The sequence below is a fragment of the Variovorax davisae genome, assembly GCF_030316845.1.
Taxonomy (GTDB): Bacteria; Pseudomonadota; Gammaproteobacteria; order Burkholderiales; family Burkholderiaceae_C; genus Variovorax; species Variovorax davisae.
Genome location: NZ_JASZYS010000013.1, coordinates 96,778 through 109,373, shown reverse-complemented (window position 1 = coordinate 109,373; position 12,596 = coordinate 96,778). Strand labels below are relative to the sequence as shown.

Genomic DNA, 12,596 nt, shown 5'->3' with positions numbered 1-12,596 from the left:
CTGTCGTTGGTGAAGGCTTGGCCGGGGTATCAGGCGCGGCCCGAAGGCAGCGCCAGGATCTGCTTGGCAAGGATGTTGCGCTGGATCTCGTTCGAGCCGCCGAAGATGGCGGGCATGCGCGAGTCCAGGTACTGGTTCATGACGTCGGCCGCGATGCCGCCGATGACCACGTCGTCGACCTGGCCGCCATGGTCGCCCGCGAGCTGCACCAGTTCGTCCGTGATCCGCTGGTAGGTCTCGGTGCCCCAGACCTTGAGGTAGGACACCTCCGGCCCGAGCTCCTCGCCGCCGCGCAGCCGCCCCATGAAGAGCTCGAACGCGGCCTTGAGGTCGCGCACGTCCAGCACCAGCTGCGCATAGCGGTCGCGGAAGTCGCCCGCGGCAAGCGCGTTCGTGGCCTCGGCCAGCCGGTCGAGCTGGGCCAGGGCATATTCGCACTGGCGCGGCGTGCCGAAGAAGATCCGCTCCTCGCGCAGGAAGGAGTTGGCCACGCTCCAGCCGTCGTCGATGCGGCCGACGACGTTCGAGACCGGCACCCGGACGTTGTCGAAGAAGACCTCGCTGAACTCGCCCTCGCCCTTGAGGTTGACGATCGGCCGCACCTTCACGCCCGGTGTCTTGAGGTCGATCAGCAGGAAGGTGATGCCGCGCTGCTTGGCGCCGTCGACCTTGCTGGTGCGCACCAGCGCGAACATCCAGTCCGCCCCCGGACCGAGCGTGGTCCAGGTCTTCTGGCCGTTGACCACGAGAAAGTCGCCGTCGCGCTCGGCGCGGGTGCGCAGGCTGGCCAGGTCGGAGCCCGCGTTGGGTTCGGAATAGCCCTGGCACCACATGATCTCGCCGCTCAGCACGCGCGGCAGGTGGTAGTCGATCTGGGCCGGCGTGCCGTGCATCAGCAGCAGCTTGCCGATGGCCAGGCCGTGGTCCGGAATGCGCGCGCAGCCATGGCGGGCGATCTCCTCGGCGTAGATCACCTGCTTGGTCGCCGACAGGCCCATGCCGCCGGCCGTCTTGGGCCAGGCGGGCGCCAGCCAGCCCTTCTTAGACAACGCCTGGTACCAGTCGGAGATGTCTTCGTAGTAGGCCCGCTTCTTCATGAAGCGCTTCCCGGGCGGGTAGTTGGCCGCGATCCAGGTCGCCAGCACGCGACGGAACTCGTCGTCGGGCAGCTCGGCCACGTCGACGTCGTCGGGCACCACCAGGGGCGAGTTGTCGGACTGGCGCACGCGGCCACTCTTCATCAGCTGGTCCAGGAAGCGGGCCCGCTGCCACAGCGGATTGCCGAGCCAGGCCGACAGCGCCAGCGCCCGCTTCAGGCTGAGGCCGATGTCGGTTTCGTCGGCGATGCCCATGCCCCCGTGCAGCTGGATGGCGGTCTTCGCCACGCCCAGCGCCGTGGCGCCGGCGCGTGCACGCGCCGCGCGGACCGACTGAATGCGGGTGGATTCGTCGGCCGGACGCGTCCAGTCCAGCAGGGCGTTCTCGGCCGAGGCGCGCGCCAGCTGGCAGTGCATCCACATGTCGACCATGCGGTGCTGCAGCGCCTGGAACGACGCGATCGGCTTGCCGAACTGGACCCGCTGCGAGGTGTAGGCCACCGTGGCTTCCAGCGCGCGTTCGGCCACGCCGACGAGTTCGAAGGCGCTGGCCAGCCGGGCCAGTTCGATCGCCTGCGCGACGGCATCGCGCACCTCAGAACCGCTTGCCAGCCGGGCGTCGGCCGGGAGCACCAGGCCCTCGACATCCACTTCGCCGAAGTTCAGTCCGTCGACGGTGCGTGTCGTGCGGATCGCGGTCGGCTGCGTGACCCAGAACAGCGCCGGGTTGCCGTCTTCCAGCGCGTAGACGAGGAAGCCGTCGGCCGCGTCGGCCAGCGGCACGAAGCGCTTGGCCGCCCCTTCCAGCCGCCAGCCCTCGCCGCTGCACGCGGCGCGCATCCGGACCTCGTCGATGTCCAGCGCGCCGGCGGATTCCTGCCAGGCCAGCGCCGCCAGCGTGCGGCCGGCCAGCACCTGTTCGAGCAGCGCACGGGCCGGCGCGGAATCGGCGGCGAGCGGCACCAGCGCCTGCACCACCATCAGGCCGCAGGCCACGAAGGGCTCCGGTGCCAGGCCGCGCCCCAGTTCGCTGGCGATCAGCATCGCCTCGGCCGCGCCGAGGCCGTGGCCGCCGAGCGCTTCGGGCACCAGCACGCCGCTCCAGCCCGCCTCCGCCATCTCGCGCCAGATGCCGCGGTCGAAGGGGATGGCCTGGTCGCGCAGGCGGCGCACGCGGGCCGGGGCCGGATGTCTTTCATGGAAGGCCTGCACGCTGTCGCGCAGCATCGTCTGGGTTTCGTCGAGATGGGTCATGGGTGGGGAGCCTTGGGTGCCGCGCGGAAGGTCGCGCGCTTCAGTCGGCGGCGCCGCTGGGCGCCACGTCGGTCGGAAGCTGGTGGGATCTGAACTGTTCGCGCAACTTGAGCTTCTGCAGCTTGCCGGTGGCGGTATGGGGCAGCGCGTCCACGAAGACGACGTCGTCGGGCATCCACCACTTGGCGACCTTGTCCGCCATGAAGGCCAGGATGTCCTCGCGCGTGGGCTGCGCGCCGGGCTTGGGCACGACCAGCAGCAGCGGGCGCTCCTGCCAGCGCGAATGGGCGACGCCGATCACGGCGGCCTCCTGCACCCCGGGGTGCGCCATGGCCGCGTTCTCGAGGTCGATCGACGAGATCCATTCGCCGCCGGACTTGATGACGTCCTTCGAGCGGTCGGTGATCTGCACGAAGCCGTCGGCGTCGAGCGTGGCGACGTCGCCGGTCGGGAACCAGCCCGCGGCATCGGTGGCGTCGCCGTCGCCGCGGTAGTAGCCCGAAGCGACCCAGGGCCCGCGCGCCTTCAGGTCGCCGAAGGCCTTGCCGTCGTGCGGCAGCGGCTGGCCGTCCTCGCCGAAGATCTCGATCTCGACGCCGTAGATGGCGCGGCCCTGCTTGGCCTGCACGTCGTAGCGCTGCGGCAGCGCCAGGTCGCGGTGCTTGTCGAGCAGGGTGCCGATGGTCGCCAGCGGGCTGGTCTCGGACATGCCCCAGGCATGGATCACGTAGGCGCCGAACAGCTCCTCGAACTTCTGGATCATGGCGCGCGGCGCCGCCGATCCGCCGACGATCAGCCGTTCGAGCGCGATCTCGGACAGGTCGAGCGAGGCGCGATGACGCTCGATGTAGTCGAACAGGCCCAGCCACACGGTGGGCACGCCGAGCGAGAAATTGCAGCGCTCCTCGCGCAGCAGGCGATAGATGTTCTCGCCCGACAGGTGCGGCCCGGGCAGCACCAGCTTGGCGCCGCACATCGCGCCCGCATAGGGCACGCCCCAGGCGTTGACATGGAACAGCGGCACCACCAGCAGCACGCTGTCGCGCGCCGAAATGGCCAGGCCGTCGGCCGCGCAGGCGGTGAAGGAATGCAGCACCGTCGAGCGGTGGCTGTAGAGCACGCCCTTCGGGTTGCCGGTGGTGCCCGAGGTGTAGCAGAGCGACGAGGCGGTGTTCTCGTCGAACACCGGCCATTCGAGTTCCGGCGACGCGTCGGCCAGCAGTTCCTCGTAGCACAGCAGGTTGGGCAGCTTCACGTCCGGCATCTGCGAACGCTCGCAGAGCGCGACGAAGCCCTTCACGCGGCCCAAGTGCGGCGCCAGTTCGGCCAGCGTCGCGGCGAAAGTGATGTCGAAGAAGACATAGCCGTCCTCGGCATGGTCGACGATGTAGGCGATCTGCTCCGGAAAAAGCCGCGGGTTGACCGTGTGCAGGATGGCCTGCATGCCCGAGACGCCGAAGTACAGCTCCAGGTGGCGGTGCGTGTTCCAGGCCAGGGTGGCGACCCGGTCGCCCGCGGCCACACCCAGCTGCGCCAGGGCATTGGCCAGGCGCTTGGCGCGCTGCTGCACCTCGCGCCAGTTGCTGCGGTGGGTGCTGCCGTCCGGCATGTGACTGACGATCTCGCGCTCGCCGTGGAAGGCCGCGGCATGGTCGATGAGTCCGGACAGCAGCAAGGGGTGCTGTTGCATCAGGCCGTTCATGAAGTCTCCTGGGTCGGTTCAGTGGTAGCTGCGGCCGCCGTCGACCGCCAGCACGATGCCGGTGACGAAGGACGATTCGGCGCTGCTCAGGTAGAGCGCCGCCAGCGCGATCTCGTGCGGCTCGCCGATGCGGCCCAGCGCGTAGCGCGGGCCGACCTGCTCGCGCAGTTGCTCGGGGCTGTAGCCGCCGCGCACCATGGGCGTGTCGACCGCGCCCGGGCAGACGGTGTTGACCCGCACCTGCGGCGCCCATTCCATGGCGAGCGAGCGGGTGAGCGAGATCACCCCGGCCTTCGAGGCTGCGTAGGCGCTGCGCTGCTTGAAGGGCGCCAGGCCCTGGCCCGAGGCGAAGTTGACGATGGTGCCGGCGCCGGCCGCGCGCAGCTGCGGCAGGCAGGCGCGGCAGACGATGAAGCTGCCGGTGAGGTTCACCTCCAGCACCCGTTTCCAATCCGCCAGGCTCACCTGGTCGGCCCAGTCGGTGTTCGCGATGCCGGCGGCGTTGACCAGGCCGTCGAGGCCGCCGAAGGCGTCGGCGGCCTGGGCCACCGCGCGTTCGACGGCATCGGGGTCGGTCACGTCGGCTTCCAGGCAGAGCGCCTCGCCGGGCAACTCGGTCGGCCGCTTCCGGTCCAGCGCCGCGAGGCGCGCCCCGGCGCGCAGGAAGAGTTCGGCCACCGAGCGGCCGATCCCGGAGGCGGCGCCGGTGACGAGGATGCGCCGGCCGGCGAGGCGGCCCTCGACCTGCAGCTCGGCGGGCGCCAGGGGTGCGTGTGCTTGCATGGTCTCAATCCGACTTGATGTTCTTGGCCCGGATCACCGGGCCCCAGCGTTCGGCCTCCGACTTCAGGTAGGCGGCGAATTCGGCCTGGGTCATGGGCAGCGGCTCGACGCCCGCGCGGTCGATGGCTTCGCGCATGTCCGGCGTGTCCAGCACCGCCCGGATGTCGGCATGGAGCCGGGTCTGGACCGGCTTCGGCGTGCCCTCGGGCACCAGCACGCCGAACCAGCTCGCGGTCGCGAAATGGGCCAGCTCGGGCACGCCCGATTGCGCGATCGGCTTGAGATCTGGCGCCAGGGTCGACGGCTTCAGCGAGCTGATGCCGAGCGCCTTGAGCTTGCCGGCCTTGACGAAGGCGAGCGCCGCCTTCGAATCGAACATGCCCTGCACCTGGCCGCCGATCAGGTCGTTCAGGCCCGGCCCGTTGCCCTTGTACGGCACATGCACGATCGTGGCGCCGATCTGCGAGGCGAACAGTTCGGCGCCGATGTGCGGGCTCGAGCCGTTGCCCGACGAGGCGAAGCTGAAGGGCTTGCCCGAGCTCCGGATGTACTTCACCAGCGACGGCACGTCGTCGGCCGGCACCGAGGGGTGGACGAACAGGATGGCCGGCGCGACCGCGATCATCGCCAGCGGCTCCAGCGCGCTCTGCTTGTAAGGCAGGTTGGCCATCATGAACGGGTTGGTGGTGAAGCCGAAGCTGGTCACCAGCAGGGTCCGGCCGTCCGCCGGCGCACGGGCCGCGGCCGCCGTGCCGATGACCGTGCCGCCGCCCGCGCGGTTGTCCACGATCACCGGCTGGCCCCAGCGCTCGGCCAGGCGCTGGCCCAGCGCGCGGGCCAGGTTGTCGGTCAGCCCGCCGGCTGCGTAGGGCACGATCAGTGTGACGGGTCCGCCGGGAAACGGCGGGGTCTGCGCCATCGCGGGCAGCGCCGCCAGCGCGGCGGCAGCTCCCAATGCGGTCACCGCGGCCCTGCGCCGGAAATGACTTGCCGGCCGGTCAGTGACGAAGGCGATGACGGTGGAAAGCAGGGTTCTCATGGGTCAGGCCTTGGCTGGGCGCGCTTCGGCCAGCAGGCCGTGCAGCGCCATGTCGAGGAACTGGCGCATCACCTCGGTGACGCCCAGTCGGCCATCGGGCCGGTGCCAGTTGGTCATCTGGTTCAGGCCGGACAGCAGGAAGCGGCCCGCGATGGCGGGATCGATGGCGCGCACCTCGCCGCTGGCGATGCCCTCCGAGATGCACTGCCGCAACAGGCTCTCGTAGCGGTCGCGCAGCGCGATCGCGGCCAGGTGCTGCCCTCCCCGGGCGCCTTCGCGGAAGGCCCGGGAGCCGGCGATCCACCGATCGCGCGCCAGGTCGAACACGTCCGCCGAAGATTGCATGAAGGCGCGGATGCGCGCCGTCGGCGAATCCGCGGCGGCCACGGCGGCCGAGACGTCGTCCACCAGGGACTGCATCGACTCCAGCACCACCCGCTCGTACAGCGCCTCCTTGTTCGGGAAGTAGTAGTAGAGCGCGGCCTTGGTGATGTCCGCGACTTCCGCGATGTCCCGCATCGACGTGCGCTCGTAGCCGTCGCGCGCGAACAGGCGCCGCGCGATGGCCAGCAGCTGGTTCTCGCGCGTGTCCGGTGCAACGCCCGCCCCCGCCCGGGTGGGTGGCGATGCAGCGGTTCGGCGTTGGGACATGGCGATGGTGGCAATGTGGAGGAAGCGACCGGCTCAGCGCCCGGTGAAGACCGGCTTGCGCTTCTCGAAGAAGGCGCGCTGCGCTTCCTTGGTGTCTTCGGTCTTCGACAGCGCCACCGTGTTGCCCTGCTCGTAGCGGTAGGCGTCGCGCGGCGGCATCGTCAGCGTCATGCGCGCGGCTTCCTTGGCCAGGCGCACCGCGATCGGGCTCTTGGAGGCGATCTCGCGCGCGATGCCCATCGCATAGGGCATCAGCTCGGCAGCCGGCAGGCAGGCTTCGACCAGGCCGAGCCGGTACAGCTCCTGCGCCGGCACCTGCATGCCCGTGTAGAACATGCGGCGCGCCCGCGACTGGCTGAAGAACTTCTGCAGGAAGGTGACGCCGCCGGCCAGGCCGACGTTGATCTCGGGCATGGAGACATAGGCGTCCTCCGAAGCGACCCAGATGTCCGATCCCATCACCAGGCCGAAGCCGGCGCCGAGCGCGGCGCCGTTGATGGCGGCGATCACCGGCTTGGAACATTCGACCACCGCGTAGTAGGACTCGCGCACCAGCCGGTTGTGGCGGCCATAGGCGCCCGGCGTGGCCGCCAGGTTGGGCCGCTCGCGGATGTCGGCGCCGGCCGAGAACAGCTTGCCGCTGCCGGTCAGGACGATGGCGGCGACCTCGTCCATGTCGCTGAGGGTGTCGAACACCTCGGTGATCTCCGCCCGCATCTCGGCGTTCTGGGCATTGACCGGCGGGCGGTTCAGCGTGACGACGGCGATGCCGTCCTCGATCGCCAGGGTGAGTGTCTTGAGGTCCATCATGCGAGTTCTCTCGGGTTGGGGTTGACAGGGGCTTGGCGCATGGAGATCAGGGCATCCAGGCACACGCCCCCCTGGGGCTTGACGACGAAGGGATTGATGTCGATGCCGGCCAGGTGGTCGGCATGGCGCAGCGCGAATTCCGACAGCCGGCTGAGCGCGTCGGCCAGCGCCTGGGTGTCGAAGGCCGGCCCGCCGCGCCAGCCCTTCAGCAGGGCCGACGAACGCACCGCGTCGACCAGCGACATCGCCTGTGCGGGCGTGAGCGGCGCGGAGGCGAAGGCCACGTCCTTGAACAGCTCGACGGCCGTGCCGCCGAGGCCGAACATGACCATCGGGCCGAACACCGGATCCATGTGGACGCCGATGATGGTCTCCACGCCGCCGCGCACCATCGGCGCGATCAGCACGCCGTCGATGCGGGCCTGCGGCGCACGCTCGGCGGCCCGGGCCATCAGGGTGTCGTAGGCGGCCGCGACCGCGGCGGCATCCGCCAGGCCCACGAGCACGCCGCCGACCTCGGTCTTGTGCGGGATGTCGGCGGAGACGATCTTCGCGACCACCGGGTAGCCCATGCCGTCCGCGGCACGCGCGGCCGACGCGGCGCTGGTGCAGGTCTGCTCGGGCAGCACGGGGATGCCGGCCGCGCCCAGCAGCGCCTTGGCCTCGGCCTCGGTCGCGGCCTGCGGCAGGGGCAGCGAGCCGCCGGCGGCGGCGCTGTCGCTGCGCATCCCGCGTCGCAGTCTGGCCATCCGCGCCGCACCGGCGACCGCGCGCACCGCGCGCGACGGATCGGCGAAGACGGCCACGCCCGCCGCCTCGAGCCGCTCGGTCACGCCCTGTTCGGACAGCATCACCAGCACCAGCGGCCGGTCCGGATGCGCGGCCCGGATCTCGATCATCCGTTGCTCCGTGGACGCGAAGCGCGACGGCGACAGGCCGACATGGGCCAGGTAGGCGAACAGGGTGCCGAAGGGCGAGCCGGGCAGCAGCATCGCGTCGAGCACGCGGGCCACGCCGTCGGGCACCGCGGTGACCTGGGCAGTGGTGTCGTAGGGATTGGCCGGCACCGCGAAGGGCAGCAGTTCGCGCAGGGACTCAGCCGACGCGTCGGCGAGCGGCGGCAGCGCCATGCCGAGTTCGGACGCGTCGTCCGCCATCAGGATGCCGATGCCGCCCGAGCCGGTCATGATGCCGATGCGCTCGTTGGCCGGCAGCTGGCCGGTGACGGCGCACAGGTGCGCGATGTCGAGCATCTCCTCGATCGAGGCCGCGCGGTGCGCGCCGCATTCGGCGAAGACGGCGTCGTAGATCGCGTCGTTGCCGGCCAGCGAGCCGGTGTGCGTCGCGGCCGCGGCGGCGCCGACCTCGGTGCGGCCGATCTTCATGATCACCACCGGCTTGCCGGCGGCCGCCGCCTTGCGCAGCGCCGCGCGCAGCCGGTCGCCGTCCTTGCAGGCCTCCAGCGCGGCGCAGATCACGCGCGTGTCGGCGTCGTCGGCCAGGTAGTCGATGCATTCGGCCACGTCCACGTCGGCCTCGTTGCCGGTCGCGATCACGCGGCTCAGCCCGATGCCGCGCAAGGTCGCCATGCCGTAGGCGGCCGAGCCGAAGGCACCGCTCTGCGTGGCCATGCCGATGACGCCGGGTTGGGGCCGCAGGCCGTTCAGGGCGGTGGAGAAGGTGGCGTAGAACTTCGCCGACGGATTGAGCAGGCCGAGCGCATTGGGGCCGACCATGCGCATGCCCGCGTCGCGGCAGATGCGCACCAGCCGGGCCTGCAGTTCGGCGCCCGCCGCATCGGCCTCGGCGAAGCCGGCGGTGAAGACCTGCACCACCTTCACGCCCTTGCGGGCGCAGTCCTGCAGCGCGGCCTCGACGCCCGGCACGGGCACCGCGACGATGGCATGGTCGACCGCGCCGGGCACCTCGGCCAGGCTGGCGAAGGCGGGCAGGCCCTGGATCTCGGCGGCGCCGCTGCGGTTGACGGGGTAGAGCGCGCCGGCGAAGCCCGCCTCGACCAGGAAGCGAAGCGGCCGCCCGCCGATGCGCTCGGGGTCGGACGAGGCGCCGATGATGGCCACCGACGACGGGAAGAAGAGAGGATGGAGCGAATGCATGATGGTCAGAGGAAGGCGTGCGTCACGCCGCCGTCGATCAGCATCGATTCGCCGGTCATGAAGCCGCTGTCGTCGCCGGCCAGGAACACCGCGGCATTGGCGATGTCCTCGACCTGGCCCAGGCGTCCGACCGGCGTGCGCGCGATGCGCTTCGCCATGCCGGCTTCGTCGACGTTGATGCTCACGCCCTCGGTCATGATGGTGCCGGGCGCGATGGCGTTGACGCGGATCTTCTTCGGCCCGAGTTCGACCGCCGAGGCCCGCGTCAGGCCCAGCACGCCAGCCTTGACGCCGCAATAGATGAAGCCGTTGGGCATGCCGAGGAAGCCGGCCGCCGAGGCGATGTTGATGATCGAGCCGCCACGGCCCTTGGCCATCAGGCCCGCCGCGACCTGCGTGCCCCAGACCACCGACTTGAAGCCGGTCGCGACCATGCGGTCGAGCACCTCTGGCGTGATCGCGTCGATCGGGCCGTAGCGCACCCAGATGGCGTTGTTGACCAGCACGTCGAGCCGGCCGTATGCACTTTCGAGCATGTCGACCGCCGACTCGAAGGTGGCACGCTCGGCCACGTTGCCGGCACAGGCCACGGCCTGCCCGCCCTGCTCGCGGATCGCCTGCGCGGCGCGCTCGGCATTCTCGGCCTTGATGTCGAGCACCGCGACGATCGCGCCCTCGGCGGCGAAGCGCTCGCAGATGGCGCGCCCGATGCCTTGGGCGCCGCCCGTCACCAGGGCCACCTTGCCTTCCATGCGTGATTCCATGCTTGTCTTCCGTGCTCTGTGTGTGGAAAATTCTACCGGCCGGTTAGTAAGTTGATGAAGCCCCTTTTGATCAGGAGATACCCTATGGACAGTCACCAGATGTACGCCAGCGTGGTCGCGCTGATGGACCGCGAGGCGATCCGCGAATGCATGTTTCGCTATTGCCGCGGCATCGACCGCCAGGACGAAGCGGCCCTGCGCAGTGCCTACTGGCCGGACGCCACCGACCGCCACGGGCCCTACCAGGGCAGCGCGGCGGGTTTCATCGACTGGGCGCTGGAGAAGCTGCGCACCCAGGGCGAGCGTTCGGTGCACAACGTCGCCAACCTGTCGATCACCCTGCGCGGCAACCAGGCCGCGGTGGAGACCTACTTCACGGCGCTGCAGCGCGACCGCGATGCCCAGGGCACGGCGCGCGAGGTCTTCCTGGCCGGCCGCTACCTCGACCGCTTCGAGAAGCGCGGCGAGGAGTGGCGCATCGCGCAACGCACGGTGGTGTACGACTGGGTGCGGCCGCTGGGCACGCCCGAGGGCGCCGAGGCGGAGCGCTTCGGTCCGCGGCAGCCGATCGGTGGCGTGCGGGGCGACGATCCGGTCCATGCGCTGCTGGCTGCCATGCAGCAACCAGGCAGCCAGGACGAACCCGGGTCAGCGAGAGCGCTCTGAACGCCTCAGGGCTTGGGCGTTGCCTTGCGGCTCGCGGCCTTCGCGCCCTTGGCCGACGGCGGCGCCTTCATGCCGACCAGGATGATGTCGAGATACTGCTCGATCACCTGGCGCGGCTTCAGCCGCCCGTCCGGCTTGATCCAGCGCGTCATCTGGTTGAGCGTCGACAGCAGCAGGCGCCCCGCCGTCGCCGCGTCGACCTCGCGAAACTCGCCCGCGGCCACGCCGCTGGCGATGCAGGCGCGCAGCAGCTTCTCGAACCTGTCGCGCCGGCCGACCGCCGCTTCGCGGATCTGCGGCCCCATGCTGGACCAGAAGACGTTGGAGCCGGCGATCCAGGCGTCGGGCGCTTCCGCGAAGACGTCGGCCGCGGTCAGCATGAAGGCGCGCACCTGCTCGGTCGCGCCATCGGCCCGCTCCACCGCGTCGCTCACGCGGTCGATCAATGCCTGGAGGTTGTCGACCACGATCTGCTCGTAGAGCGCTTCCTTGTTGGGGAAGTGGTAGTAGAGCGCGGCCTTGGTGATGTGGGCTTGCTCGGCGATGTCGCGCAGCGAGGTGCCGGCGTAGCCGTGGGTGGCGAAGAGGCGGGATGCGATCTCGATCAGCTGGGTCGGGCGGTCCTCGACCGTGGCGCTTGCGCCCGCCTTCGTCCGTGCTGCTCTGTCGGTTGCCATCCATGCCCTCGTTGATGGCCGTGAATATACTTCATGGCCCCGCGCCTGCTACTCCAGTTTCATGCCGGCACTCTTCACCAGAGGCCCCCACTTCTCCCGTTCGGTGCGCGCGAAGCGCGCCAGGCTGTCGGGCGATCCGCCGGCGGCTTCGTGGCCCAGTTCCAGGAGACGCTGCCGCGCTTCCGGCAGCGCCAGGATCTTGGCGATCTCGGCATTCAGCTTCTGGACGATGGCGGCGGGCGTCCCATGCGGCGCATAGAGCCCGTTCCAGGCGATGACCTGGAAGCCCTCCAGCCCCTCGCCGGCCACCGGCGGCGTGCCCGGCAGCAGGGCCGAGTCCTTGAGCGAGGTCACCGCCAGCGCCTTCAGCTTGCCGCTGGCGACGAAGGGCCGTGCCGCGCTCGCCGTGTCGATGGCGACCAGCACCTGCCCGCCCATGAGATCGGTCATGGAGGTGCCGGACCCCTTGTAGGGCACGGAGCGCATGACGATGCCGCTCTGTTTCTGGATCAGTTCCTGCACCAGCCGCGACGTCGTGCTCGGCAGGCCGACGTTGACCGCATCGGGCCGCGCCTTGGCGTCCGCCAGCAGGTCGGCCATGTTCTTGTAGGGCGCATTCGGGTTGGCGAGGACCACCATCGGAAAGGTGCTGACCAGCGCCACCGCCTCGAAGTCCTTCTCCGGGTCGAAGGGCATCGACGGATAGAGGAACTGGTTGAGCACGTGGGTGCCGTTGGTTCCCATGAGCAGCGTGTAGCCGTCGGGCGCGGCGCGTGCCACTTCGGCGGCGCCGATGTTGCCGCCGGCGCCGGCGCGGTTTTCGATCACCAGCGCTTGCCCCAGCGCCCGGCCCAGCTGCTCGGCCAGGTAGCGCGTCGCCACATCCGTCCCCTGCCCTGCCTGGTAGGGGACGATGACCCGTATGGGCTTGGTGGGATAGCCCTGCGCCGAGACGATGGAAGAGGTCCAGAGCGCGACCAGCGCGATCAAGAGGCCGAGGATCCGATTCATGACGTTGTCTCCGTTGCTATTTATA

Annotated in this window: 11 protein-coding genes; 1 reads left to right on the top strand and 10 read right to left on the bottom strand. The window is 70.3% G+C overall.

Annotated elements, in window-relative coordinates:
* Nucleotides 1–29 precede the first annotated feature (29 nt).
* The 8 genes from QTI33_RS26205 to QTI33_RS26170 are packed head-to-tail and all read right to left on the bottom strand — an operon-like array spanning nucleotide 30 to nucleotide 10,217.
* The gene (locus QTI33_RS26205) at nucleotides 30–2,351 is read right to left on the bottom strand and encodes an acyl-CoA dehydrogenase family protein (RefSeq protein ID WP_286509294.1); all 2,322 of its coding nucleotides are present in this window, start codon (nucleotides 2,349–2,351) and stop codon (nucleotides 30–32) included.
* Nucleotides 2,352–2,391: 40 nt separating this feature from the next.
* On the bottom strand, nucleotides 2,392–4,053 hold the full coding sequence (locus tag QTI33_RS26200; RefSeq protein WP_286509293.1) for a 3-(methylthio)propionyl-CoA ligase: 1,662 nt from the start codon (nucleotides 4,051–4,053) through the stop codon (nucleotides 2,392–2,394).
* A gap of 18 nt (nucleotides 4,054–4,071) precedes the next feature.
* Entirely contained in the window at nucleotides 4,072–4,836 is a 765-nt protein-coding gene (locus QTI33_RS26195; RefSeq protein ID WP_286509292.1) for an SDR family NAD(P)-dependent oxidoreductase, read from the bottom strand.
* A gap of 4 nt (nucleotides 4,837–4,840) precedes the next feature.
* Entirely contained in the window at nucleotides 4,841–5,875 is a 1,035-nt protein-coding gene (locus tag QTI33_RS26190) for a tripartite tricarboxylate transporter substrate binding protein (RefSeq protein WP_286509291.1), read from the bottom strand.
* Nucleotides 5,876–5,878: 3 nt separating this feature from the next.
* Complete coding sequence (locus QTI33_RS26185) at nucleotides 5,879–6,526, bottom strand: TetR/AcrR family transcriptional regulator (RefSeq protein WP_286509290.1); 648 nt, start codon at nucleotides 6,524–6,526, stop codon at nucleotides 5,879–5,881.
* A 33-nt stretch (nucleotides 6,527–6,559) separates the two neighbouring features.
* The gene (locus QTI33_RS26180; RefSeq protein WP_286509395.1) at nucleotides 6,560–7,333 is read right to left on the bottom strand and encodes an enoyl-CoA hydratase/isomerase family protein; all 774 of its coding nucleotides are present in this window, start codon (nucleotides 7,331–7,333) and stop codon (nucleotides 6,560–6,562) included.
* Nucleotides 7,333–9,453 (bottom strand): acetate--CoA ligase family protein, encoded by a 2,121-nt coding sequence (locus tag QTI33_RS26175; protein ID WP_286509289.1) that lies wholly within the window; start codon nucleotides 9,451–9,453, stop codon nucleotides 7,333–7,335. The genes QTI33_RS26180 and QTI33_RS26175 overlap by 1 nt, the downstream gene beginning before the upstream one ends.
* Before the next feature lie 5 nt (nucleotides 9,454–9,458).
* Nucleotides 9,459–10,217 carry an SDR family NAD(P)-dependent oxidoreductase gene (locus tag QTI33_RS26170; RefSeq protein WP_286509288.1) on the bottom strand — a complete coding sequence of 253 codons (759 nt, stop codon included), beginning with the start codon at nucleotides 10,215–10,217 and terminating at the stop codon, nucleotides 9,459–9,461.
* A gap of 84 nt (nucleotides 10,218–10,301) precedes the next feature.
* Between QTI33_RS26170 and QTI33_RS26165 the strand changes: the two genes are divergently transcribed.
* The gene (locus tag QTI33_RS26165; protein ID WP_286509287.1) at nucleotides 10,302–10,883 is read left to right on the top strand and encodes a nuclear transport factor 2 family protein; all 582 of its coding nucleotides are present in this window, start codon (nucleotides 10,302–10,304) and stop codon (nucleotides 10,881–10,883) included.
* Nucleotides 10,884–10,888: 5 nt separating this feature from the next.
* Here QTI33_RS26165 and QTI33_RS26160 read toward each other — a convergent pair whose 3' ends face one another.
* Nucleotides 10,889–11,560: a TetR/AcrR family transcriptional regulator gene (locus tag QTI33_RS26160; RefSeq protein WP_286509286.1), complete on the bottom strand. Its 672-nt coding sequence runs from the start codon at nucleotides 11,558–11,560 to the stop codon at nucleotides 10,889–10,891.
* 48 nt (nucleotides 11,561–11,608) lie between these two features.
* On the bottom strand, nucleotides 11,609–12,571 hold the full coding sequence (locus QTI33_RS26155; protein WP_286509285.1) for a Bug family tripartite tricarboxylate transporter substrate binding protein: 963 nt from the start codon (nucleotides 12,569–12,571) through the stop codon (nucleotides 11,609–11,611).
* Nucleotides 12,572–12,596: the final 25 nt, after the last annotated feature.

What these genes read in the sequence shown, in the direction of transcription:
- QTI33_RS26200 (WP_286509293.1), bottom strand. Translation starts at nt 4,053, where the DNA reads ATGAACGGCCTGATGCAACAGCACCCCTTGCTGCTGTCCGGACTCATC.
- QTI33_RS26195 (WP_286509292.1), bottom strand. Translation starts at nt 4,836, where the DNA reads ATGCAAGCACACGCACCCCTGGCGCCCGCCGAGCTGCAGGTCGAGGGC.
- QTI33_RS26155 (WP_286509285.1), bottom strand. Translation starts at nt 12,571, where the DNA reads ATGAATCGGATCCTCGGCCTCTTGATCGCGCTGGTCGCGCTCTGGACC.
- QTI33_RS26190 (WP_286509291.1), bottom strand. Translation starts at nt 5,875, where the DNA reads ATGAGAACCCTGCTTTCCACCGTCATCGCCTTCGTCACTGACCGGCCG.
- QTI33_RS26185 (WP_286509290.1), bottom strand. Translation starts at nt 6,526, where the DNA reads ATGTCCCAACGCCGAACCGCTGCATCGCCACCCACCCGGGCGGGGGCG.
- QTI33_RS26205 (WP_286509294.1), bottom strand. Translation starts at nt 2,351, where the DNA reads ATGACCCATCTCGACGAAACCCAGACGATGCTGCGCGACAGCGTGCAG.
- QTI33_RS26165 (WP_286509287.1), top strand. Translation starts at nt 10,302, where the DNA reads ATGGACAGTCACCAGATGTACGCCAGCGTGGTCGCGCTGATGGACCGC.
- QTI33_RS26160 (WP_286509286.1), bottom strand. Translation starts at nt 11,560, where the DNA reads ATGGCAACCGACAGAGCAGCACGGACGAAGGCGGGCGCAAGCGCCACG.
- QTI33_RS26175 (WP_286509289.1), bottom strand. Translation starts at nt 9,453, where the DNA reads ATGCATTCGCTCCATCCTCTCTTCTTCCCGTCGTCGGTGGCCATCATC.
- QTI33_RS26180 (WP_286509395.1), bottom strand. Translation starts at nt 7,333, where the DNA reads ATGGACCTCAAGACACTCACCCTGGCGATCGAGGACGGCATCGCCGTC.
- QTI33_RS26170 (WP_286509288.1), bottom strand. Translation starts at nt 10,217, where the DNA reads ATGGAATCACGCATGGAAGGCAAGGTGGCCCTGGTGACGGGCGGCGCC.